Source organism: Helicobacter pylori (genome assembly GCF_015904775.1).
Classification (GTDB): domain Bacteria; phylum Campylobacterota; class Campylobacteria; order Campylobacterales; family Helicobacteraceae; genus Helicobacter; species Helicobacter pylori_DM.
Window position 1 is genome coordinate 158,017 of record NZ_JADZNC010000001.1, and the last position, 22,319, is coordinate 180,335.

At 39.7% G+C, this 22,319-nt stretch carries 22 protein-coding genes; 17 read left to right on the plus strand and 5 right to left on the minus strand.

Annotated elements, in window-relative coordinates; translation table 11 throughout:
• The first annotated feature begins 11 nt into the window (after window positions 1-11).
• The 15 genes from nhaA to I6852_RS00850 all read left to right on the plus strand — a co-directional run bounded on the left by nhaA (window position 12) and on the right by I6852_RS00850 (window position 16,612).
• Window positions 12-1,328: a sodium/proton antiporter NhaA gene (gene nhaA / locus I6852_RS00780; RefSeq protein WP_197291139.1), complete on the plus strand. Its 1,317-nt coding sequence runs from the start codon at window positions 12-14 to the stop codon at window positions 1,326-1,328.
• Between the two features lie 47 nt (window positions 1,329-1,375).
• Window positions 1,376-1,669, plus strand: a complete 294-nt coding sequence (yajC, locus tag I6852_RS00785) for a preprotein translocase subunit YajC (RefSeq protein WP_120832982.1) — start codon at window positions 1,376-1,378, stop codon at window positions 1,667-1,669.
• Window positions 1,670-3,247 (plus strand): protein translocase subunit SecD, encoded by a 1,578-nt coding sequence (secD, locus tag I6852_RS00790; RefSeq protein WP_197291138.1) that lies wholly within the window; start codon window positions 1,670-1,672, stop codon window positions 3,245-3,247.
• An 8-nt stretch (window positions 3,248-3,255) separates the two neighbouring features.
• The gene (gene secF / locus I6852_RS00795; protein WP_197291137.1) at window positions 3,256-4,227 is read left to right on the plus strand and encodes a protein translocase subunit SecF; all 972 of its coding nucleotides are present in this window, start codon (window positions 3,256-3,258) and stop codon (window positions 4,225-4,227) included.
• 9 nt (window positions 4,228-4,236) lie between these two features.
• The gene (locus I6852_RS00800; protein ID WP_000383762.1) at window positions 4,237-4,578 is read left to right on the plus strand and encodes a DUF6394 family protein; all 342 of its coding nucleotides are present in this window, start codon (window positions 4,237-4,239) and stop codon (window positions 4,576-4,578) included.
• A gap of 9 nt (window positions 4,579-4,587) precedes the next feature.
• Window positions 4,588-7,008 (plus strand): leucine--tRNA ligase, encoded by a 2,421-nt coding sequence (gene leuS, locus I6852_RS00805; RefSeq protein WP_197291136.1) that lies wholly within the window; start codon window positions 4,588-4,590, stop codon window positions 7,006-7,008.
• On the plus strand, window positions 7,005-7,517 hold the full coding sequence (lptE, locus tag I6852_RS00810) for an LPS assembly lipoprotein LptE (RefSeq protein WP_197291135.1): 513 nt from the start codon (window positions 7,005-7,007) through the stop codon (window positions 7,515-7,517). The genes leuS and lptE overlap by 4 nt, the downstream gene beginning before the upstream one ends.
• Window positions 7,507-8,676, plus strand: a complete 1,170-nt coding sequence (locus I6852_RS00815) for a bifunctional folylpolyglutamate synthase/dihydrofolate synthase (RefSeq protein ID WP_197291134.1) — start codon at window positions 7,507-7,509, stop codon at window positions 8,674-8,676. Before lptE ends, I6852_RS00815 begins: the two co-directional genes overlap by 11 nt.
• Window positions 8,676-9,602 carry a M23B family cell shape-determining DD-metalloendopeptidase Csd2 gene (gene csd2, locus I6852_RS00820; RefSeq protein ID WP_197291133.1) on the plus strand — a complete coding sequence of 309 codons (927 nt, stop codon included), beginning with the start codon at window positions 8,676-8,678 and terminating at the stop codon, window positions 9,600-9,602. The genes I6852_RS00815 and csd2 overlap by 1 nt, the downstream gene beginning before the upstream one ends.
• An 8-nt stretch (window positions 9,603-9,610) precedes the next feature.
• Window positions 9,611-10,549 (plus strand): peptidoglycan DD-metalloendopeptidase Csd1, encoded by a 939-nt coding sequence (csd1, locus tag I6852_RS00825; protein WP_197291132.1) that lies wholly within the window; start codon window positions 9,611-9,613, stop codon window positions 10,547-10,549.
• Window positions 10,550-10,563: 14 nt separating this feature from the next.
• Entirely contained in the window at window positions 10,564-10,878 is a 315-nt protein-coding gene (locus I6852_RS00830; protein ID WP_000384498.1) for a bactofilin family protein, read from the plus strand.
• A 3-nt stretch (window positions 10,879-10,881) separates the two neighbouring features.
• The gene (gene mfd / locus I6852_RS00835) at window positions 10,882-13,881 is read left to right on the plus strand and encodes a transcription-repair coupling factor (protein ID WP_197291131.1); all 3,000 of its coding nucleotides are present in this window, start codon (window positions 10,882-10,884) and stop codon (window positions 13,879-13,881) included.
• Between the two features lie 124 nt (window positions 13,882-14,005).
• Window positions 14,006-14,509, plus strand: a complete 504-nt coding sequence (locus I6852_RS00840; protein WP_000763652.1) for a ubiquinol-cytochrome c reductase iron-sulfur subunit — start codon at window positions 14,006-14,008, stop codon at window positions 14,507-14,509.
• Between the two features lie 10 nt (window positions 14,510-14,519).
• On the plus strand, window positions 14,520-15,758 hold the full coding sequence (locus I6852_RS00845) for a cytochrome b (RefSeq protein WP_197291130.1): 1,239 nt from the start codon (window positions 14,520-14,522) through the stop codon (window positions 15,756-15,758).
• Window positions 15,755-16,612 carry a cytochrome c1 gene (locus I6852_RS00850; RefSeq protein ID WP_197291129.1) on the plus strand — a complete coding sequence of 286 codons (858 nt, stop codon included), beginning with the start codon at window positions 15,755-15,757 and terminating at the stop codon, window positions 16,610-16,612. Before I6852_RS00845 ends, I6852_RS00850 begins: the two co-directional genes overlap by 4 nt.
• Before the next feature lie 283 nt (window positions 16,613-16,895).
• Here the strand turns inward: I6852_RS00850 and I6852_RS00855 are convergent, their stop codons facing one another.
• From I6852_RS00855 to I6852_RS00870, 4 genes are read right to left on the minus strand one after another with little or no spacing between them, the layout of a single operon-like run.
• Window positions 16,896-17,627: a type II restriction endonuclease gene (locus I6852_RS00855; protein ID WP_143425320.1), complete on the minus strand. Its 732-nt coding sequence runs from the start codon at window positions 17,625-17,627 to the stop codon at window positions 16,896-16,898.
• Window positions 17,620-18,525 carry an SAM-dependent methyltransferase gene (locus tag I6852_RS00860; RefSeq protein WP_143425321.1) on the minus strand — a complete coding sequence of 302 codons (906 nt, stop codon included), beginning with the start codon at window positions 18,523-18,525 and terminating at the stop codon, window positions 17,620-17,622. The genes I6852_RS00855 and I6852_RS00860 overlap by 8 nt, the downstream gene beginning before the upstream one ends.
• Window positions 18,526-18,537: 12 nt before the next feature.
• A complete protein-coding gene (locus tag I6852_RS00865) occupies window positions 18,538-18,741 on the minus strand; it encodes a hypothetical protein (protein ID WP_001882985.1) in 204 nt (67 codons plus the stop codon).
• Complete coding sequence (locus tag I6852_RS00870) at window positions 18,741-19,613, minus strand: class 1 fructose-bisphosphatase (RefSeq protein ID WP_197291128.1); 873 nt, start codon at window positions 19,611-19,613, stop codon at window positions 18,741-18,743. The genes I6852_RS00865 and I6852_RS00870 overlap by 1 nt, the downstream gene beginning before the upstream one ends.
• Window positions 19,614-19,683: 70 nt before the next feature.
• Here I6852_RS00870 and rpe point away from each other — a divergent pair, with 70 nt between their 5' ends.
• Together rpe and I6852_RS00880 are read left to right on the plus strand one after the other, a co-directional pair.
• Window positions 19,684-20,337, plus strand: coding sequence for a ribulose-phosphate 3-epimerase (rpe, locus tag I6852_RS00875; RefSeq protein ID WP_197291127.1), 654 nt, complete (start codon window positions 19,684-19,686; stop codon window positions 20,335-20,337).
• On the plus strand, window positions 20,315-21,178 hold the full coding sequence (locus I6852_RS00880; RefSeq protein WP_197291126.1) for a 3'-5' exonuclease: 864 nt from the start codon (window positions 20,315-20,317) through the stop codon (window positions 21,176-21,178). Before rpe ends, I6852_RS00880 begins: the two co-directional genes overlap by 23 nt.
• A gap of 38 nt (window positions 21,179-21,216) precedes the next feature.
• Here the strand turns inward: I6852_RS00880 and hcpG are convergent, their stop codons facing one another.
• Window positions 21,217-22,194 carry a Sel1-like repeat protein HcpG gene (gene hcpG / locus I6852_RS00885; protein ID WP_197291125.1) on the minus strand — a complete coding sequence of 326 codons (978 nt, stop codon included), beginning with the start codon at window positions 22,192-22,194 and terminating at the stop codon, window positions 21,217-21,219.
• Window positions 22,195-22,319: the final 125 nt, after the last annotated feature.

Here is a 22,319-nt window from a genome sequence, read left to right on the forward strand (position 1 = left end):
TAAGGTTGTCTATGAATCTCAAAAAAACAGAAAACGCGCTCAGTTTGACGCTTAAAAACTTCATTAAAAGCGAGTCTTTTGGAGGGATTTTCCTCTTTTTAAACGCCGTTTTAGCGATGGTGGTGGCTAATTCGTTTTTAAAAGAAAGTTATTTTGCGCTATGGCACACCCCTTTTGGGTTTCAAATAGGGGATTTTTTCATCGGCTTTAGTTTGCACAACTGGATTGATGATGTTTTAATGGCGTTATTTTTTTTAATGATAGGCTTAGAGATCAAGCGAGAATTGTTGTTTGGGGAGTTATCCAGTTTCAAAAAAGCTTCTTTCCCTGTGATTGCGGCTCTTGGGGGCATGATAGCTCCAGGATTGATTTATTTTTTTCTTAACGCTAACACGCCCTCTCAGCATGGTTTTGGGATCCCTATGGCGACGGATATTGCGTTCGCTTTAGGCGTGATCATGCTTTTAGGCAAGAGGGTGCCAACCGCTTTAAAGGTTTTTTTAATCACTCTAGCGGTGGCTGATGACTTGGGGGCTATTATCGTGATCGCGCTCTTTTATACCACGAATTTAAAATTCGCATGGCTTTTAGGGGCTTTAGGGGTGGTTCTGATTTTAGCTGTATTAAACCGCCTGAATATGCGCTCGCTTGTCCCTTACTTGCTTTTAGGGGTGTTGCTTTGGTTTTGCGTGCATCAAAGCGGTATCCATGCGACAATCGCTGCAGTGGTTCTAGCTTTTATGATACCGGTGAAAATCCCTAAAGATTCTAAAAATGTAGAGCTTTTGGAACTGGGCAAGCGATACGCAGAAACGAGTTCAGGAGCGCTTTTGACCAAAGAGCAGCAAGAAATCTTGCATTCTATTGAAGAAAAAGCGAGCGCTTTACAAAGCCCCTTAGAAAGATTAGAGCATTTTCTAGCCCCCATTAGCGGGTATTTCATCATGCCCTTATTCGCGTTTGCAAACGCGGGGGTGAGCGTTGATTCTAGCATCAATTTAGAAGTGGATAAGGTGCTTTTAGGGGTTATTTTAGGGCTTTGTTTGGGCAAGCCTTTAGGGATTTTCTTAATCACTTTTATAAGCGAAAAGCTTAAAATTACCGCGCGCCCTAAAGGCATCAGCTGGTGGCATATTTTAGGGGCTGGGCTTTTAGCAGGGATTGGCTTTACCATGTCTATGTTCATTTCTAATCTGGCTTTCACGAGCGAGCATAAGGACGCTATGGAAGTGGCAAAAATTGCGATTTTACTCGGATCTTTGATTTCTGGGATCATAGGGGCTTTGTATTTATTCGCACTAGATAAGAGAGCGACTTTAAAGAAATAGCTAAAAATGCTATAATTTGAGATTAAAACATCTTTTAAGGAAATTTAATGGGACAAATTAGAGACATTCTAACGACGCTTTTACCCCTTGTGGTGTTGTTTCTTATTTTTTATTTTTTGATTGTTCGCCCGCAACGCCAACAACAAAAAAAGCATAAAGAAATGATAGAGGGCTTGACTAAGGGCGATAAAATCGTTACTCAAGGAGGGCTGATTGTTGAGGTGCTTAAAGCGGAAGCGAATTTTTTTAGCGTGAAGCTCAATGATGACACCACCGCTAAACTTTCTAAAAACTATGTAGCATTCAAATTAGATGAAGAAGCGGTGCAAAATAACAACTGAATGAAACTTTTTAACCCTCGTTTAATCGTTTTTATTTGCGCGCTTCTTTTAGGGGTAGGGTTTTCTGTGCCTTCTTTACTAGAAACTAAAGGCCCTAAAATCACTTTAGGCTTGGATTTAAGGGGGGGGTTAAACATGCTTTTAGGGGTGCAAACCGATGAGGCTTTAAAGAACAAGTATTTAAGCCTAGCGTCCGCTTTAGAATACAACGCTAAAAAGCAAAATATCTTGCTTAAAGACATTAAATCCAGTTTAGAAGGGATCAGTTTTGAGCTTTTAGATGAAGATGAAGCGAAAAAATTAGACGCGCTTTTATTGGAGTTGCAGGGTCATAGCCAGTTTGAAATCAAAAAAGAAGCGGAGTTTTATAGCGTGAAACTCACCCCTTTAGAGCAAGAAGAATTGCGTAAAAACACGATCTTGCAAGTGATAGGGATCATTCGTAACCGCTTGGATCAATTTGGTTTGGCAGAGCCTGTAGTCATTCAGCAAGGTAAAGAAGAAATTTCGGTGCAATTGCCTGGCATTAAGACTTTAGAAGAAGAGCGGCGCGCTAAAGATTTGATTTCTAAATCCGCTCATTTGCAGATGATGGCAGTGGATGAAGAACACAATAAAGATGCGATGAAAATGACGGATTTAGAGGCTCAAAAATTAGGCAGCGTGTTGTTGTCTGATGTGGAAATGGGTGGTAAAATCTTACTCAAAGCGATCCCTATTTTAGATGGCGAAATGCTTACGGATGCGAAAGTGGTGTATGATCAAAACAACCAGCCGGTGGTGAGCTTCACGCTGGATGCACAAGGGGCTAAGATTTTTGGGGATTTTTCAGGCGCGAATGTGGGCAAACGCATGGCGATCGTTTTAGACAATAAGGTTTATTCAGCCCCAGTGATCAGAGAACGCATTGGCGGAGGGAGCGGGCAGATTAGCGGGAATTTTAGCGTGGCTCAAGCGAGCGATTTGGCGATCGCTTTAAGGAGTGGGGCGATGAGCGCGCCCATTCAGGTTTTAGAAAAAAGGATTGTAGGCCCGAGCTTAGGGAAAGACAGCATTAAAACTTCCATTATCGCTCTGGTTGGGGGTTTTATTTTGGTTATGGGCTTTATGGTGCTTTATTACTCCATGGCGGGGGTGATCGCTTGCATGGCGTTAGTGGTCAATCTTTTTTTGATCGTGGCGGTCATGGCGATTTTTGGAGCGACGCTGACTTTACCGGGAATGGCAGGGATTGTTTTAACCGTGGGGATTGCCGTGGATGCTAATATCATTATCAACGAGCGCATTAGAGAAGTCTTAAGAGAGAATGATGGCATCGCTAAAGCGATCCATTTAGGCTATATCAATGCGAGTCGAGCGATTTTTGATTCCAATATCACTTCCTTGATCGCTTCAGTGTTGTTATACGCTTATGGCACAGGAGCGATCAAAGGCTTTGCTCTCACCACAGGCATTGGGATTTTAGCCTCTATTATCACCGCTATTATAGGCACGCAAGGGATTTATCAAGCCATTTTACCTAAACTCACTCAAACAAAAAGCCTTTACTTTTGGTTTGGCGTGAATAAAAGAGCTTAGGAGGTTTTATGGAATTATTCAAGCGAACTAGAATCTTAAGCTTCATGCGTTATTCCAATTATGGGGTGGTTGTTTCAGCGATCTTAGCACTTCTAGCGTTAGGGCTTTTGTTTTTCAAAGGGTTTTCTTTAGGGATTGATTTTGCGGGGGGGAGTTTGGTGCAGGTGCGTTACACTCAAAACGCTCCCATTAAAGAAGTGCGCGATCTTTTTGAAAAAGAAGCTCGCTTCAAGGGCGTGCAAGTGAGCGAATTTGGCTCTAAAGAAGAAATGTTAATCAAATTCCCTTTTGTAGAAACGGCTGAGAATGAAGATCTGAACGCTATCGTGGCCAACATTCTAAAACCCAGCGGCGATTTTGAAATCCGTAAATTTGACACCGTGGGCCCTAGAGTGGGGAGCGAATTGAAAGAAAAGGGCATTTTGTCGCTGATTTTAGCGTTAATAGCGATCATGGTTTATGTGAGTTTCCGCTATGAATGGCGTTTTGCTTTAGCGAGCGTTGTTGCACTTGTGCATGATGTGATTTTAGTGGCAAGCTCAGTGATTGTTTTTAAGATTGATATGAATTTGGAAGTGATTGCGGCTTTACTCACCTTGATTGGGTATTCCATTAATGATACGATCATTATTTTTGACAGGATCAGAGAAGAGATGCTCTCTCAAAAAACCAAAAACGCCATTCAAGCCATTAATGAAGCCATCTCTAGCACGCTCACGCGCACGCTTCTAACTTCTTTAACCGTGTTTTTTGTGGTGTTGATTTTGTGCGTGTTTGGGAGTAAGATCATTATTGGCTTTTCATTGCCCATGTTAATAGGCACGATTGTAGGGACTTATAGTTCTATTTTCATCGCCCCTAAAGTAGCGTTATTGTTAGGCTTTGATATGGATAGATATTATGAAAATGAGGCTAGAAAAATCAAAAAAGCTCAAGAGAAAGAAAAAATGCGCCGTTTGTATGAGGGCGGTCAAGTTTAAGGAGTTTCTATGGATTGGGGTCGGGTCATTCATGTGCTGTTTAGCCTTATTTCTTTAACCACCATTGCAGGGTTTTTGTATGAGCCTAATACGGTGGTGTTGTTTGTAGCGTTGGCTTTAAATCTTATTTCCGTTACGCTTAAAATTGGGGTGTGTAAGCGTTTCGCTTCAGAGCTGTTAGCGAGCTCTTTAGCTACCGTGTTGCACCTCATACCGGCGTTTGTGTTTTTACAGATTTTAAATAATTTGGTTACCGCTTACATGCTCATGATTGGGGCGTTGATTAGCAACGCTTTCAGTCTTATCTTTTTGTTGATTGAAAGCGTTGTAACGAGCGAAACAGATGATTAAGGGGTAACGATGGATTTTATCAATATAGAAAAAAAATGGCAAGAATTTTGGTGGAAAAATAAGAGTTTTGAGCCTAAAGACGATTTTAACCTCCCTAAAAAATACATTTTGAGCATGCTGCCTTATCCTAGTGGGGAAATCCACATGGGGCATGTGCGCAATTACACCATTGGCGACGCTTTGGCGCGTTATTATCGTTTGCACCATTACAATGTGTTACACCCTATGGGGTTTGATTCTTTTGGGATGCCTGCAGAAAATGCGGCCATTAAGCATGGTATCCACCCTAAAACCTGGACTTATGAAAACATTGAAAACATGCAAAAAGAGTTTGAAACTTTAGGGTTTTCTTTTTCTAAAAATAGGGAATTTGCCACTTCAGATCCGGATTACACGAAATTTGAACAGCAATTTTTCATTGACTTGTGGGAAAAGGGGCTAGTCTATCGCAAGAAAGCCATGCTCAATTGGTGCCCTAACGATAAAACCGTTTTAGCTAATGAGCAAGTCATTGATGGGAGGTGTTGGCGTTGCGATACAGAAGTTATTCAAAAAGAACTCTATCAATATTATTTGAAGATCACAAATTACGCTGAAGAATTGCTCAAAGACTTAGAGGCTTTAGAAAACCATTGGCCTTCTCAAGTCCTAATTATGCAAAAAAACTGGATAGGGAAATCTAGCGGGTTGCAATTTGGTTTTAAAATCGCTGATGAGTGCTTGAAGGCTTGCAATGGCATTCAAGAAATTGAAGTTTTTACCACAAGAGCGGACACCATTTATGGCGTTACCTACATCGCCATCGCCCCAGAACACCCTTTAGTAGAGCATGCCATTAAGCAAGTGAGTCAAGAAGATTCAAAGATGATTAAAGCGATTTTAAACACGACTCAAAGAGAAAGAGCTTTAGAGAAAAAAGGGGTGTTTTTAGGCATTTACGCTATCCACCCTTTAACAAAGCAAAAAATCCCTGTGTGGGTGGCTAATTTCGCCCTAGCTAATTATGGCTCTGGGGCGTTAATGGGCGTGCCAGCCTGCGATGAAAGGGATTTTGAATTCGCTAATCTTTATCATATCCCTATTAAAGTGATCACTCAAAGCCCTCAAAATTTGCCCCACACCAAAGAAGAGGTTTTAAAAAATAGCGGGGAGTGGAGCGATCTTTCTAGCTCAGTGGCCAGAGAGCAAATCATCGCTTATTTTGAAAAAGAAAACCTCGGTAAAAGGGTGATCAACTACCGCTTGCAAGATTGGGGAGTGAGCCGTCAAAGGTATTGGGGAGCGCCTATTCCCATGATTCATTGCAAACATTGCGGGATTGTGCCTGAAACCCAACTGCCGGTAACTTTGCCTGAAGACATTGTGATTGATGGGGAGGGCAATCCGTTAGAAAAGCATGCGAGTTGGAAATTCGCTCAATGCCCTAAATGCCACAAAAACGCTTTAAGAGAAACAGACACCATGGATACCTTCATCCAATCTAGTTGGTATTTTTTGCGCTACACCACGCCCAAAAATCAGCGTGAAAATCAAGCGTTTGATCAAAATTACTTGAAGTATTTCATGCCAGTGGACACTTACATTGGCGGCATTGAGCATGCGATTTTGCACTTGTTATACGCGCGCTTTTTCACTAAGGCTTTAAGGGATTTGGGCTATCTTAATTTAGATGAGCCTTTTAAACAGCTTATCACTCAGGGCATGGTCTTAAAAGATGGTGCTAAGATGAGCAAATCTAAAGGCAATGTCGTTAGCCCTAAAGAGATACTTAAAAAATACGGGGCCGATGCGGCGAGGCTTTTTATCCTTTTTGCTGCCCCACCGGCTAAAGAGTTAGAATGGAATGACAATGCTTTAGAAGGGGCGCACCGGTTTATCAAGCGCTTATACGACAAAGCGAGCGCTATTAACCCCACTACTTCTAAGCCTGAATTTAAAGAAGTCAGCCTGAATGAAGCGGAAAAATTAGGGCGTAAAAAAGTCTATGAAGCGTTAAAAAAATCGCATGAAATTTTCAATAAGGCTGAAAGCGCTTATTCGTTTAACACTTTGATCGCAAGTTGCATGGAGGCTTTAAACGCTTTGAATGCACAAAATAATGAGCAAATTTTATGCGAGGGTTATTTTGTGTTGTTGCAAATTTTAGAGCCTATTATCCCGCACACGGCATGGGAGTTGAGCGAGAGGCTTTTTAAAAGAGAGAATTTTAAACCTATAGCGATTGATGAAAGTGCTTTAGTGGAAGACTTTATGACTTTAGGGCTTACCATTAATGGCAAAAGGCGCGCAGAATTGAAAGTCAATATTAACGCTGATAAAGAAGAAATCATTATTTTGGCTAAAAAAGAATTAGAGAAATATTTAGAAAATGCGAGCGTTAAAAAAGAAATTTATGTGCCTAATAAGCTTGTTAATTTTGTTATCGCATGAGGGCTTTACTTTTTTTTATTTTGTTATTTTTGTTCAAGGGCTGTGGGTATAAGCCCATCGCCGCTTACGCTCAAAACGCTTTAGGCGATAGCATCTATGTGAAACTCATTGTGAATTTGCCTAACCCTGAAAACTCTGTAGAGTTTAAGGATTTGATGAATCGTTTAGTCGTGCAACGCTTCCAAAGCCGCTTGGCGAGTGAAAAGGATTCGGATTCTATCATTATTATAGAAATCACGAATGTAACCGATACGAGTATCACGCAAAATAAAGAAGGCTTTACGACTTTCTATCGCGCAACCGTGTCTGTGAGTTACACTTATGATAATAAGAGAGGCGTTAGAAAGACTTTTCAAAATAGCGGGTATTATAATTACGCTGTGAATTTGCAAGACCCCCTTAATACCTACCAGAACCGCTATTATGCTATCAATCAGGCTGTGGAACAAACTTTGACTAAATTTGTGGCTCAAATCGCTTATGAGGGGAAATTCAATAATGAAAAATAGCCATGGATTAAAGGCGTTTTTAGAAACAAAGCCTAAAGAATACCACAAGTTTGACCCTAGCCGTTTCATTCAAATTTATAAAGATTTTAAAAACGCTTTTTTTGAGATTCAAGCGAAAGTCATTCATGTGGTAGGGACTAATGGTAAGGGCAGCACGGGGCGGTTTTTAACCCTTTTATTAGCCGATCAAAATTTTAAAGTGTTGCATTTCACCTCCCCTCATGTTTTTGAATTTAGGGAGCGCTTTTTTTTGAATGATTCTATTGTTAAAGAAAGCGTTTTAGAAAACGCCCACCAGCAATTGCAATCGCACGCTTTCAGCAGCGCTTGCTCGTATTTTGAATACGCTACCTTACTAGCCGTCATGCTCGCTAAAGATTGCGATTATTTGGTTTTAGAAGCGGGGCTTGGGGGGGAGTTTGACAGCACGAACGCTTTAGAAAAAAACCTAAGCGTTTTCACCCCCATTGATTATGATCATAAGGAATTTTTAGGGGATAGTTTAGAAAGCATTGCGACTACTAAATTAAAAGCGATGGGCTCTCTTAGCATCATCGCTCCCCAACAAGAACTGGTTTTAAATGTGGCTCAAAAGATCGCCAAAGACAAACACGCAAAATTGATTGTGGTTCAAAATGAAATTTCAAAAGGAGTGAGGGATTATATTGAACGCTACCATTTAGCCCATTTTTTAGCGATGAATTTAGAAGTGGCTCTAAAAGCGTTTGAAACGCTATTGCCATGCAATAAACAAGAAGTTTTAAAAAACCTAAAGCCCCTAAATTTAATCGGCCGTTGCGAGCTTTTAAGCCCTAATATCTTAATAGACGTGGGGCATAACCCCCATAGCGCCAAAGCCTTAAAAGAAGAAATCAAGCGCGTTTTTAACGCTAAAATCATTTTGATTTATAACTGCTATCAAGATAAAGACGCTTTTAGGGTGCTAGAAATTTTAAAGCCTGTTATTAAAAAGGTTTTGATTTTAGAATTGCATAATGAAAGAATTATCCAATTAGAAAAGCTTAAAGGGATTTTAGAAACTTTAGGGTTAGAACACGCTTTGTTTGAAGATTTGGAAGAAAATGAAAATTATTTGGTGTATGGCTCATTTCTGGTAGCCAACGCTTTTTATGAACGCTATCAAAAGAAGAGGGATTGATGCCACAAAACCAGCTTATGATCACCATCATTGATGAATCAGGCTCTAAACAGCTCAAATTTTCTAAAAATTTAAAACGCAACCTCATCATTTCTGTTATCATTCTTTTATTGATCGTGGGGCTTGGCGTGGGTTTTTTAAAATTTTTAATCGCTAAAATGGATACGATGACAGCAGAAAGGAACGCGGTTTTAAGGGATTTTAGGGATTTGTATCAAAAAAATTACACTTTGACAAAAGAGATTAAAAACAAGCGAGAAGAGCTTTTTATTGTGGGGCAAAAGATTCGTGGGTTGGAATCCTTGATTGAAATCAAAAGAGGGGCTAATGGGGGCGTGCATCTTTATGATGAAGTGGATTTAGAAAATTTAAATTTGGCTCAAAAACATTTAGCGCTCATGCTCATTCCTAATGGCATGCCCCTAAAAACTTATAGCGCGATCAAACCCACCAAAGAAAGGAACCACCCCATTAAAAAGATTAAGGGCGTTGAATCCGGGATTGATTTTATCGCGCCATTAAACACGCCTGTGTATGCGAGCGCTGATGGGATTGTGGATTTTGTGAAAACCAATTCTAATGTGGGGTATGGGAACTTGGTGCGCATTGAACATGCGTTTGGTTTTAGCTCCATTTACACGCACTTAGATCATGTCAATGTGCAGCCCAAAAGTTTTATCCAAAAAGGGCAGTTGATTGGCTATAGCGGGAAGAGCGGTAATAGCGGCGGTGAAAAATTGCATTATGAAGTGCGCTTTTTGGGTAAAATTTTAGACGCAGAAAAATTTCTGGCATGGGATTTGGATCATTTTCAAAGCGCTTTAGAAGAAAATAAATTTATTGAATGGAAGAATTTGTTTTGGGTTTTAGAAGACATCGTCCAGCTCCAAGAGCATGTGGATAAAGACGCGCTCATAAGCCAGTAAGGATTTTGGTGTTTTTAGATAGGCGTTTGATTGTGATGGTTACGGACTCTAAAGGGAGCCGTTACATTAATGTTCATATCTTATTCCGTCAAATTGGCCTATATGCGCTTTTGAGCGTTGTGGGATCTTTATTGTTTTTAGGCATTTCGTTATTGGTCTTAAATAAAGAGATTAAAAATATTGAAAAGCAGCATGCCTTAATCACTAAAGAATTTGAGAAAAAAAGAGAGACGAATGAAAAGCTTTCTTTGCAAATGGATGAATTTTTAGACGATTTGCAACTTTCAGGGGAACGCATCAACGATTTAGAAGAAGTGGTGGGAGTGAATAAGCCTGAAGAAGAAAAAGAAGAGAGCAATTTTTCCAGCCGCCTGGATGTCGCTGGGATTACCGGGCTTCAAAAAAGCTTTATCATGCGCCTTATCCCTAATGACTACCCGCTAGAATCCTATCGGCGCGTTTCAGCCGCCTTTAATAAAAGAATCCACCCTATTTTGCATGTGTTGCACAACCATACCGGGCTTGATTTAAGCACCGCTATTAACACCCCTGTGTATGCGAGCGCGAGCGGGGTAGTGGGGTTAGCGAGCAAAGGGTGGAATGGGGGGTATGGGAATTTGATTAAAGTTTTCCACCCTTTTGGTTTTAAAACCTACTACGCCCATTTGAATAAAATCGTTGTGAAAACGGGCGAATTTGTCAAAAAAGGGCAGTTGATTGGGTATAGTGGTAATACAGGGATGAGCACAGGGCCGCATTTGCATTATGAAGTGCGGTTTTTAAATCAGCCCATAAACCCCATGAGTTTCACCAAATGGAACATGAAAAATTTTGAAGAAGTTTTCAATAAAGAAAGGAGCATCAGATGGCAATCTTTGATAACAATAATAAATCGGCTAATGCAAAAACAGGACCAGCGACTATCATCGCTCAAGGCACCAAAATAAAGGGTGAGCTTCATTTGGATTACCATTTGCACGTAGATGGCGAATTAGAAGGGGTGGTGCATTCTAAAAGCACGGTGGTGATCGGGCAAACCGGCTCGGTAGTGGGTGAGATTTTTGCTAATAAATTAGTGGTCAATGGCAAGTTTACTGGCACGGTGGAAGCGGAAGTGGTAGAAATCATGCCTTTAGGGCGCCTTGATGGTAAGATCTCTAGCCAAGAGCTTGTGGTGGAAAGGAAGGGGATTTTGATTGGGGAAACTCGCCCTAAGAATATTCAAGGGGGGGCGTTGTTAATCAATGAGCAAGAAAAGAAAATTGAAAATAAATAGGGAATGATCCAATCTAGTCTTTATAGAGCCTTAAACAAAGGCTTTGATTATCAAATACTCGCTTGTAAGGATTTTAAAGAATCCAAGCTCGCTAAAGAAGTCATAAGCTATTTTAAGCCCAATACCAAAGCCGTTCTTTTCCCGGAGTTTAGGGCTAAAAAAAACGACGATTTGCGTTCGTTTTTTGAAGAATTTTTACAGCTTTTAGGGGGTTTGAGGGAGTTTTATCAGGCCTTAGAAAACAAGCAAGAAACTATCATTATTGCCCCTATTAGCGCTTTATTACACCCTTTACCTAAAAAAGAACTTTTAGAGAGCTTTAAAATCACTCTTTTAGGAAAATATAACCTTAAGGATTTAAAAGACAAGCTCTTTTATTATGGCTATGAAATTTTAGACTTAGTGGAAGTGGAAGGCGAAGCGAGCTTTATGGGGGATATTGTGGATATTTATATACCTAATTCTAAGGCGTATCGCTTGAGTTTTTTTGACGCAGAGTGTGAGAGCATTAAGGAATTGGATCCCACCACTCAAATGAGTCTTAAAGAAGATTTACTAGAAATTGAAATCCCCCCCACGCTTTTTAGTTTGGACGAATCATCTTATAAGGATCTAAAAACAAAAGTGGAACAAAGCCCCTTAAATAGCTTTTCTAAAGATTTGACCAGTTTTGGTTTGTGGTTTTTAGGAGAAAAAGCGCAAGACTTGCTAAGCGTTTATAAAAGCGTTATAAGCCCTAAAGCTTTAGAAGAAATTCAAGAATTAGCGAGCTTAAACGAATTAAATTATGAGCGTTTCAAATTTTTAAAGGTTTTAGAAAACGCGCAAGGTTATGAAGATTTAGAAATCCATGCGCATGCCATAGAAGGCTTTATCGCTTTGCATTCAAATCGTAAAATCACGCTCCTAGCCCCTAATAAAACGATTTTAGACAACGCGATAAGCGCGCTTGAAAAAAGCAATATTGAATGCGTCATCGCCCCCTTTGTGTTAAACTTTAAAACCCCTGATGGGATTTTTATTTCGCTCAATTCTTTTGAAAGGAAGAAAAAACGCCAAAAATCCAAGCTCGCTTTGAATGAACTAAATCCGGGCGAATGGGTGGTGCATGATGATTACGGGGTGGGCGTGTTTTCTCAATTAGTCCAGCACAGCGTTTTAGGGAGCAAGAGGGATTTTTTAGAAATCGCTTATTTGGGCGAAGACAAACTGCTATTGCCGGTAGAAAATTTGCATCTCATCGCTCGCTATGTGGCGCAAAGCGATAGCGTGCCAGCTAAAGACCGGCTAGGGAAAGGGAGCTTTCTTAAATTAAAAGCTAAAGTCAGGACTAAGCTTTTAGAGATTGCTAGTAAGATCATTGAATTAGCGGCTGAACGCAATTTGATCTTGGGTAAAAAGATGGATGTGCATTTGGCGGAGTTGGAAGTCTTTAAATCGCATGCGGGGTTTGAATACACCAGCGATCAAGAAAAGGCTATCGCTGAAATTTCAAAGGATTTAAGCTCTAAGAGAGTGATGGATAGACTTTTGAGTGGGGATGTGGGTTTTGGGAAAACAGAAGTAGCGATGCATGCGATTTTTTGCACGTTTTTGAACGGCTTTCAAAGCGCGCTAGTTGTGCCTACCACTTTATTAGCGCACCAGCATTTTGAGACTTTAAGGGCGCGTTTTGAAAATTTTGGCGTTAAAGTGGCTCGTTTGGATCGGTATGCGAGCGAAAAAAACAAGCTTTTAAAAGCGGTGGAATTAGGGCAAGTTGATGTTCTTGTAGGCACGCATGCGATTTTAGGTGCGAAATTTAAAAACTTGAGCTTAGTGGTGGTGGATGAAGAGCATAAATTTGGCGTAAAACAAAAAGAAGCTTTAAAAGAATTGAGCAAAAGCGTGCATTTTTTAAGCATGTCCGCTACGCCTATCCCGCGCACTTTAAACATGGCGCTCTCTCAAATTAAAGGCATTAGCTCTTTAAAAACCCCGCCCACAGACAGAAAACCCAGCCGCACTTTTTTGAAAGAAAAGAATGACAAACTCTTAAAAGAGATTATTTATAGAGAATTACGCCGTAACGGGCAAATTTTTTACATCCATAACCACATCGCTAGCATTTCAAAAGTCAAAACCAAGCTAGAAGGTTTAATCCCTAAACTCAAAATCGCTATTTTGCATTCCCAGATTAACGCTAATGAGAGCGAAGAAATCATGCTAGAGTTTGCTAAGGGGAACTATCAGGTTTTATTATGCACTTCTATTGTGGAATCAGGGATTCATTTGCCTAACGCTAACACGATCATTATAGATAATGCACAGAATTTTGGGCTGGCTGATTTGCACCAATTGAGAGGGCGTGTGGGGAGAGGCAAAAAAGAAGGCTTTTGCTATTTTCTCATAGAAGATCAAAAAAGTTTGAATGAACAGGCCCTAAAACGCTTGCTCGCTTTAGAAAAAAATTCGTATTTAGGCAGTGGGGAGAGTGTCGCTTATCATGATTTAGAAATCAGGGGGGGTGGGAATTTGCTCGGGCAAGATCAGAGCGGGCATATTAAAAATATCGGTTATGCACTCTATACGCGCATGCTTGAAGACGCGATTTATGAATTGAGTGGGGGGAAGAAAAGGCTTGAAAAAAGCGTAGAAATCCAACTTGGCGTGAGCGCTTTTTTAAACCCTGAACTCATTGCAAGCGATAGTTTGAGATTGGATTTGTATCGCCGTTTGAGTTTGTGTGAGAATGTAGATGAGGTGGGGCAAATCCATGAAGAAATAGAAGACAGGTTTGGCAAAATAGACGATTTGAGCGCTCAATTTTTGCAAATCATTACGCTTAAAATTCTAGCCAACCAGCTTGGCATCATCAAACTTTCTAATTTCAATCAAAACATCACCCTTACTTATAGCGATGAAAAGAAAGAAAGCTTAAAAGCCCCAAGCAAAGACGATAACGATATTTTAGAAACCCTTTTGAAACATTTGCGTGCTCAAATTTCTTTAAAGCGGCGTTAAAAGCGTTTGATTTTAGCCTCAATTTGTTATTTTAAAAAGATTATTAAGAGAGTTTGTTGTAAAATAGGGATTTGCTATGCCTTTAGTCGTTAAAAGGTAATTATCATTAAGGAGTTTTTTAATCATGGCAGATATTCAAAGGCGTGATTTTTTAGGAATGAGCCTTGCTAGCGTTACAGCTATAGGGGCTATAGCGAGTCTAGTAGCGATGAAAAAGACTTGGGATCCGCTTCCAAGCGTTGTTTCAGCTGGTTTTACGACCATAGATGTGGCGAACATGCAAGAAGGGCAGTTTTCCACGGTGGAGTGGCGTGGGAAACCGGTCTATATCCTCAAGCGTTCTAAAAAAGAGGGCTTTAATGAAAAGCGCGATTTTAAAGTTGGCGAGAGCGTTTTTACCACAGCCATTCAAATTTGCACGCATTTAGGGTGTATCCCCACTTATCAAGATGAAGAAAAAGGCTTTTTATGCCCATGCCATGGGGGGCGTTTCACGGCTGATGGCGTGAATATTGCCGGCACCCCCCCTCCACGCCCTTTTGATATTCCGCCCTTTAAAATTGAAGGCACTAAAATCACTTTTGGTGAAGCCGGGGCTGAATACAAGAAAATGATGGCTAAAGCGTAAGGAGAGTTCCATGGCAGAGATAAAAAAAGCGAAGAATTTAGGCGAATGGCTGGACATGCGTCTTGGCACCAACAAGCTTGTTAAAGTGCTAATGACAGAATACTGGATCCCTAAAAACATCAATTTCTTATGGGCTATGGGGGTGACTTTATTCACCCTTTTTGGCGTGCTTGTGATCTCAGGGATTTTCTTGCTCATGTATTACAAGCCTGATGCGAAAATGGCGTTTGATAGCGTGAATTTCACCATCATGCAAGAAGTGGCTTATGGCTGGCTTTGGCGCCACATGCATGCCACGGCAGCGAGCATGATTTTTGTCATCATCTATATCCACATGTTTGTCGGTATCTATTATGGCTCTTACAAAAAGGGCCGTGAGATGATTTGGATTAGCGGGATGATTTTGTTTGTGGTCTTTAGCGCAGAGGCCTTTAGCGGGTATATGCTGCCTTGGGGGCAGATGAGCTATTGGGCCGCAGCGGTTATCACGAATTTATTTGGGGGCATTCCTTTCATTGGGGCTGATGTGGTGGAGTGGATTAGGGGCAATTATGTTGTGGCGGATTCCACTTTAACGCGCTTTTTCATGCTCCATGTGTTTTTACTGCCCATTGCGATCATTTTACTCATTGGGGTGCATTTTTATTCTTTACGCATCCCGCATGTCAATAATCAAGAAGGCGAAGAGATTGACTTTGAATCAGAAGAAAAGAAATTCATTGAAGGCAAGAAAAAAGAATCCAAAGTCATTCCTTTTTGGCCGGTATTCTTGTCTAAAGATATTTTTGTGGTTTGCGCGTTCATGGTCTTTTTCTTTTACTTGGTGTGTTACCACTATGATTTTGCGATGGATCCTATCAACTTTGAAAGGGCTAACAGCCTTAAAACGCCGCCTCACATTTACCCTGAATGGTATTTCTTATGGAGCTATGAAGTCTTAAGAGGCTTTTTCTTCAGCGCTGATTTAGGGTTAATGGCCTTTGGCGTGGCGCAAGTGATCTTTTTCTTACTGCCTTTCTTAGACAGAAGCCCAGTTATCGCTCCCGCGCACAAACGGCCAGCGTTTATGGTGTGGTTTTGGCTTTTAATCATTGACATGATTGTTTTAACGATCTATGGTAAATTGCCTCCGCTTGGGATTGGCAAATACATTGGCTTAGTGGGTTCAATCACTTTTTTGGCCCTTTTCTTTGTGGTATTGCCCATTATCACTATCGCTGAGAGCAAGAAACAAGGGGGTGTTAGATGAAAGAATTCAAGATTCTAATTATCCTTATTGTGGTGATAGGCGTGATTTATTATGGGGTTGAGCCTTATGCGCATTCGGTGATGCACCCTAAAGTCGCTCCGGCGGATTTTGCTTTCAAGGATTTAGAGCCTATGGATTTAAAAAATGGCGACGCTAATAAGGGCAAACAGCTTGTAGCCGAAAACTGCACCGCTTGCCATGGCATTAAATCCCAAAACATTCCAGCCCCTATGGATAGCCTTATCGCGAGCAACTCTTTTGGGGTCGTGCCACCGGATTTAAGCCATGTGGCGGGGGTTTTGAACGCGAATTTCTTAGCCCACTTCATCAAAGACCCCGTGAAAACGGCGAAATTGAGCCATAAATTCAACGATGAAAGGCCCTACCCTATGCCGGCCTTTTCTCAATTTAGCGATCAAGATTTGAGCGATATTGTGGCGTATCTCACTTCTATTTTGCCTAAAAATTTGAGCGATAAGGAAGTGTTTGCGCAAAGCTGTCAAAGGTGCCATAGCCTGGATTATGCTAAAGATAAGGCCTTTAGTGATCCTAAAGATTTAGCCAATTATTTAGGCTCTCATGCGCCTGATTTGTCCATGATGATTAGAGCTAAAGGCGAACATGGCTTGAATATCTTCATCAACGACCCGCAAAAGCTTTTGCCTGGCACGGCTATGCCTAGAGTGGGGTTGAGCGAAAAGGCTCAAAAACAAGTCATCGCATATTTAGAAAAAGCGGGCGATAGGAAAAAACATGAAAGGAATACCTTAGGGATAAAAATCATGATTTTCTTTGCGGTGCTGTCGTTCTTGGCTTATGCGTGGAAAAGAAAAGTTTGGAGCGAAGTGCATTGAATTAAAAAAAAAGGGGGGAGGGCATGGTTTTATGATTTTTGATCTGTGGTGGGGTGTTTGAATGGCGTTTTCAAAACGACCTTTATTTTAGAATTTTATGATTACTAATACCCCTATAAGATTTTATGGCTACAAAGCTTTTTAAGTGGTTTAACTAAATTCTAAAAGCTAGAGCCGGGGGCAAGGAATGTAAGGGGCTTTTTCTATGAGACTAATCATCAATTTCTTTACACTAAAAATAAACTCGTGTTTTACAAGAAATAGATAAATGAACGCAAATATGCTAATGAGTGAGCGTTTTCAAAAATTGCAAGACATTTTGCTCTCTTAAAATGTGATTATGCGAAAAGAAGCTTTCAATCTGGTGGTGGTTAGAAAATTCCTTTTTATGTTCATAAGCTTTTCTGATATAGGGGGCAAACCCAAAGGGGTTTTCTAAATCTTTTAAGGCGTTTTTCAAACTTTCTTCATCTTTATCTAAAGTATCAAAATACTTGAGCAAGACCTCTCTGGTTTCATAACTCAAAATATCTGAGCCTTTAAAAAAAGTGATGTCTGCATTAGCGACTCCATACACATAAATCGCATTGGGTTTAGGCAGGTTTGAATTCCACATGGGGCGAGAAGTTTGAAGGTTTTTTTCACCCTTATCGTTTTTAGAAAACTTGATTTCAATCCCTACCACATGATCAAAAATAAAAACCAAAAAATCAGGGTAATTTTGTGAGCCAAAAGGCTGGTATAAAAAATGGCTTGTAAGGTTTGAAAAAGGGTTTTTAAGGGTGTCTGGGTGGTTTTTTTCTAAAACTTGCTTTTTGAGTTGGTTAAAAGTGGTTTTGATTTCTTTATTAGGCTTTTCTTCAATATGGCTTAATTTTTCTGTTAAATCGCCGTTGATTTCGCTAAAGTGTTTTTTTAATTCATTCCTAAATTGGTTTTCAAACTGCTCCCCTGTGCTAGAACTAGCAAAAAACTTTCTCTTATTGGTAATTTCTTGGAACACTTTTTCAAGCATGCATTTCCTTTAATTTGCAATATTCTTCCACAAAATCATAAGTAGAAAACCCTAAAACTTGCGTGTTTTTATGAGCGAGTTTGTTGAAATCAATTTTATGGATAATCCTTAAAGCTTCTTTAGAATGGGCTTTGATGAAAAAATATTGTCGGTTTTTAATCAGTAAATTTGCATTGGTGATCTTTTCGTTGTAATCATAAAAGCCTTGTCTCACCACCGCAAAATCCCATTGGTATTTTTCTTTGTTGAAATATTTTAGGGTGTGTGGCGTGTTGTTATGGATATAAGTGATAAAGTCATTATGGCGGATTTTTGGGGGCGCAATGATGCGTTCGTCTTTAAGATTTAGGGCGATATTTTTATGCATATAGATTTGAAAAACGCATTTCACATCATAGGGTCGTTCATTAAAAATAAAAGCGTTTTTTTCTAAAGGGGCGTTTAAAACCAATTTTGCACGCTTATCAATGTGTTTTTGAATGGAATAGCGTTTGAATAAATTAGGCAAAATAAACGCTACAATAGGCGCTTCGTTTAAAGATTTGTTTAAAAAATCTAGGGCTAATTTCCCTCTATGCCCAAAAGGAGGGTTGCCAATAATAACACGCTTTTTGTTAAACTCAATCAATTCCAACAAATAATCTTTTTTTTGAATGCCTTGAGCTTTAGGGGCAATATCAAGGGCGTCCCAATCAGCAATCCCTAATTCTTTTAATGCATCAACAAAGCTCCCACTCCCTGCACTTGGCTCTAAAAAATGGAATGCGTTTAAGTCTAGCCCTAGATTTTGATTGATGAGATCTCTTAATAAATCCAAGCAAAATCGTGCGATTTTGGGGTGGGTGTAAAAAGCGTCTAAATTTTTTTGCAAGGTAGCCAAGGTAGCATTACTAACCATTTTAATCCCATTTTAGTTGAAATCAAACCCGCCCGCTTCGCCCAAACTCATGCTCTCATAAGCCGCATCCACATAGCTGTTGCGGATTTCGCATTTTAAAACCTTCTCGCATTTCAAGCAGCTTGTTACTTGCTTTTCCTCTTGGCATGCTTGTAATTTCAAAAGAGCGTCATTAAAACGCTCTTCATATTCTAATTTTTTAACGCTATTTTGCATCATTCTCCCTTTAAATATTTTTCTAAAATGTGAGCTTCATGCGGACTAGCTAAATAGCATTCGCTTTTTTCATGGTAGCTTTCCACGCTTTGCTCTAGCAAACGCTTTTTAACCCCTTTATCAAAATAAAACGCTTCCCCTTTAGCTTTTTCAATGATCAAGGCCAAAGGAAAGACTTCAAAAAGCTTTCGCAATTTCTTTTGCGGGTAGGAAAACATTCCGCCTCTTTTAACCAACACATGATGGACATCAGCCACCATAGATCCTGAGTATCGTAAGCGGTAATTTTCTGCAAAAAACCCTTCTAAAGCCTTTTTCAAGCCCAAAGAAAAATCCTTTTGATTGCCTCCGCTAGCGACGATTTTACCCTTATTTTCTAAAACGATGGTTTCTATAAAATGGAACTTGTTCTGATAAAAAGCGTAACGATAAACCTTGTCTAAAGCCACCACTAATTCAATTTTATGCCCAAAAACCACATAAAGGCTTGCAACTAAATTTTGCGCCTTATAATCCTTTTCATAAACCCCTATAATCGTGCCTACTAAGAAATTCGACTCCATGACTGAACTCCCATCTAAGGGATCATAAGCGATCAAATAAGAGCCGTTTTCTTTAGTAACAGGTTTTTCTTTTTCTTCGCTAAAAACGCTTTTGATGTTTTCTAAACTCAAAAAATTTTCTTCTAAAAATTGGTCTAGGGCTAAATCCGCTTTAATAGGCGTATCCCCGCTGCTGTTTTCTAACTTAGTGTAACTCCCAGCGTCCGGCTTTTCTAAAATTTCTTGGGCTTTTTTAACCCCTTTTTCTAAAAGACTGATGATTTCTATAACGATGTTTGCATGCTTGCCTTTAAAATGTTTGTAATCCATAAAAACCCTTTTATGATTTGATTAAAGATGCTAATATTTTACTTGAAAACATTGAAAATAGGGAAGTATTTTGAAAGTAGCTCCGAGCCTTTTGAGCGCTGATTTTATGCATTTAGCCAAAGAGATAGAGAGCGTGAGTAACGCTGATTTTTTGCATGTGGATGTGATGGATGGGCATTATGTGCCTAATTTAACCATGGGGCCTGTGGTTTTAGAGAAGGTTACCCAAATAAGCAAAGTGCCTTTAGATGTGCATTTAATGGTAGAAAATGCGAGCTTTTTTGTGGGATTGTTCGCCCCTTTAAACCCAGCAATCATCAGCATTCATGCAGAAAATGAAAAGCACCCCCACAGGGTGTTGCAACTCATTAAAAATTTAGGCATCACGCCAGGCATTGTCCTAAACCCCCACACGCATGAAGAAAGCGTTAAATACTTGCTAGAAAGCGTGGGGCTAGTGCTTTTAATGAGTGTGAATCCGGGCTTTGGCGGGCAGAAGTTTTTAGATCTGGTGCTAGAAAAATGCTTGAAAGTCAAGGAATTGATCAAACGCTACAACCCTAGCTGTCTTTTAGAAGTGGATGGGGGCGTGAATGATAAAAATATCTTTGAACTCCAACAAGCGGGCGTGGATGTGGTGGTTTCAGGGAGTTATATTTTTAAATCCAAAGATCGTAAGCTGGCTATTGAAGGCTTACAGAATGTCAGACAGCCTCTTGCATAAAGATATTCAAGCCCTAATCGCTCGCTTAAAGCACCAGGATTTAAGCTTAAGCATGCTAGAAAAATCGCTCTCTCGCCTTATTTATGATGAAATCAATTTGGAATATTTAAAAGCGTGCGGGCTTAATTTCATAGAAACGAGCGAAAATTTAATCACACTCAAAAACCTTAAAACCCCCCTTAAAGATGAGGTTTTTTCTTTTATTGATTTAGAGACCACCGGCTCTTGCCCAATAAAACATGAGATTTTAGAAATCGGGGCCGTGCAAGTGAGGGGGGGGGAAATTATTAATCGTTTTGAAACCCTTGTGAAAGTCAAAAGCGTTCCTGATTATATCGCTGAGCTTACAGGCATCACTTATGAAGACACCCTAAACGCTCCAAGCGTGCATGAAGCTTTGCAAGAATTGCGGCTTTTTTTAGGTAATAGCGTGTTTGTGGCCCACAACGCTAATTTTGATTACAACTTTTTAGGGCGTTATTTTGTAGAGAAATTGCATTGCCCTTTATTGAATTTAAAGCTTTGCACTTTGGATTTATCCAAGCGCGCTATTTTGTCCATGCGCTATTCTTTGAGTTTTTTAAAAGAGCTTTTAGGATTTGGCATAGAAGTCAGCCACAGAGCCTATGCGGACGCTTTAGCGAGCTATAAACTCTTTGAAATATGCTTGTTAAACTTGCCTAGCTACATCAAAACGACAATGGATTTGATTGATTTTTCCAAATGCGCTAACACCTTGATCAAAAGACCCCCAAGATCCAGATACCAAGAGATTCCACCGCCGTTTTCTCTTTTTGAGAGGACAAAGGGCTTGTTCAATATCATAAAAGCGACCAGTTAAACGAAAGCTGTTTAATGGGGCTTAATAGGGCTAGGATTTTATTGTTTTTGTTCTTTGAGAATATCGCATGCTTCTTTTAATCCTAGCTTGCAACTCTTTTCAAGGTTTTCTGTCGTTTGCTTTTCATCCTTTGCCACGCCCTTACCCTCATTATAAAACGCTGCTAGAGCGTAACACCCTTTAGTATCGTTCAATTCACAAGCTTTGGCAGAATATTCAAAAGCTTTTTTAAGATCCTTTGTTACTCCTTCACCATCACGATAAAACTCTCCTACAAGCGTGCATGTTAGAGCCTCGTTTAATTCGCAAGCTTTAGAGTAATATCCAAAAGCTTTTTTAAGATCTTGCGTTACGCTTTCACCAAGAAAATAATCCCCTCCTAATTTAGAACACCCTTCACCATTATTCAACTCGCAAGCTTTAGAGTAATATTTGAAAGCTTTTTTAAAATTTTGTGTTACGCCTTCACCATTATGATAAATATCCCCTAAAATCGCACAGCCATCGCCATAGTTTAACTCGCAAGCTTTAGAATAATATTCTAGATCTTTTTTATCTTTTTTCAAATCCTTTATCATATCGTTATAAAAAGTTGCTGACAGCATACACCCTTCAACATTATTTAACTTACAAGATTTAGAGTAATATTCTAAAGCATTTTTAAGATCGTTTGCATTAAAATAAAACTCTGCTAAGTCCTTGCATTTTTCAGCATCGTTTGATTTGCAAGCTTTAGCAGTAGCGGTGTGTTCAAGAGCTTTTTCAATGCTTTCTCTTGCACTTCCTTTTAGGATGACTTTAGAATAAGCCTCTCTTAAGATCGCGCAACCATCAGCATCGTTTAATCTACAAGCTTTTTCAAAGTATTCCTTAGCCCTAGTGAAATCTTTATCCGTGTAAATAGTGATACCTGAAAATATAAGCTCTTTAGAGTTTTGCTCTGCCATTAACCCCCCTAAACACAACGCTCCCAAACACAAAACCCTAAAAACCGCTTTTTTGACACCCCTTAACATGACGCATTCCCTTTTGTTAAAAATATAAGATTCTATTGTGATTGATATTGATAGCTAAAATCTTTTAATGTTTCAAAAACAGGGACTTGATTATTTTATTTTAAACTCATGAAAGGATAGGGGTT

Bases quoted from the DNA above. Each gene is read 5' to 3' on its own strand.
- nhaA (WP_197291139.1), top strand. From the start codon at position 12: ATGAATCTCAAAAAAACAGAAAACGCGCTCAGTTTGACGCTTAAAAAC.
- yajC (WP_120832982.1), top strand. From the start codon at position 1,376: ATGGGACAAATTAGAGACATTCTAACGACGCTTTTACCCCTTGTGGTG.
- secD (WP_197291138.1), top strand. From the start codon at position 1,670: ATGAAACTTTTTAACCCTCGTTTAATCGTTTTTATTTGCGCGCTTCTT.
- secF (WP_197291137.1), top strand. From the start codon at position 3,256: ATGGAATTATTCAAGCGAACTAGAATCTTAAGCTTCATGCGTTATTCC.
- I6852_RS00800 (WP_000383762.1), top strand. From the start codon at position 4,237: ATGGATTGGGGTCGGGTCATTCATGTGCTGTTTAGCCTTATTTCTTTA.
- leuS (WP_197291136.1), top strand. From the start codon at position 4,588: ATGGATTTTATCAATATAGAAAAAAAATGGCAAGAATTTTGGTGGAAA.
- lptE (WP_197291135.1), top strand. From the start codon at position 7,005: ATGAGGGCTTTACTTTTTTTTATTTTGTTATTTTTGTTCAAGGGCTGT.
- I6852_RS00815 (WP_197291134.1), top strand. From the start codon at position 7,507: ATGAAAAATAGCCATGGATTAAAGGCGTTTTTAGAAACAAAGCCTAAA.
- csd2 (WP_197291133.1), top strand. From the start codon at position 8,676: ATGCCACAAAACCAGCTTATGATCACCATCATTGATGAATCAGGCTCT.
- mfd (WP_197291131.1), top strand. From the start codon at position 10,882: ATGATCCAATCTAGTCTTTATAGAGCCTTAAACAAAGGCTTTGATTAT.
- I6852_RS00840 (WP_000763652.1), top strand. From the start codon at position 14,006: ATGGCAGATATTCAAAGGCGTGATTTTTTAGGAATGAGCCTTGCTAGC.
- I6852_RS00845 (WP_197291130.1), top strand. From the start codon at position 14,520: ATGGCAGAGATAAAAAAAGCGAAGAATTTAGGCGAATGGCTGGACATG.
- I6852_RS00850 (WP_197291129.1), top strand. From the start codon at position 15,755: ATGAAAGAATTCAAGATTCTAATTATCCTTATTGTGGTGATAGGCGTG.
- I6852_RS00855 (WP_143425320.1), bottom strand. From the start codon at position 17,627: ATGCTTGAAAAAGTGTTCCAAGAAATTACCAATAAGAGAAAGTTTTTT.
- I6852_RS00860 (WP_143425321.1), bottom strand. From the start codon at position 18,525: ATGGTTAGTAATGCTACCTTGGCTACCTTGCAAAAAAATTTAGACGCT.
- I6852_RS00865 (WP_001882985.1), bottom strand. From the start codon at position 18,741: ATGCAAAATAGCGTTAAAAAATTAGAATATGAAGAGCGTTTTAATGAC.
- I6852_RS00870 (WP_197291128.1), bottom strand. From the start codon at position 19,613: ATGGATTACAAACATTTTAAAGGCAAGCATGCAAACATCGTTATAGAA.
- I6852_RS00880 (WP_197291126.1), top strand. From the start codon at position 20,315: ATGTCAGACAGCCTCTTGCATAAAGATATTCAAGCCCTAATCGCTCGC.
- hcpG (WP_197291125.1), bottom strand. From the start codon at position 22,194: ATGTTAAGGGGTGTCAAAAAAGCGGTTTTTAGGGTTTTGTGTTTGGGA.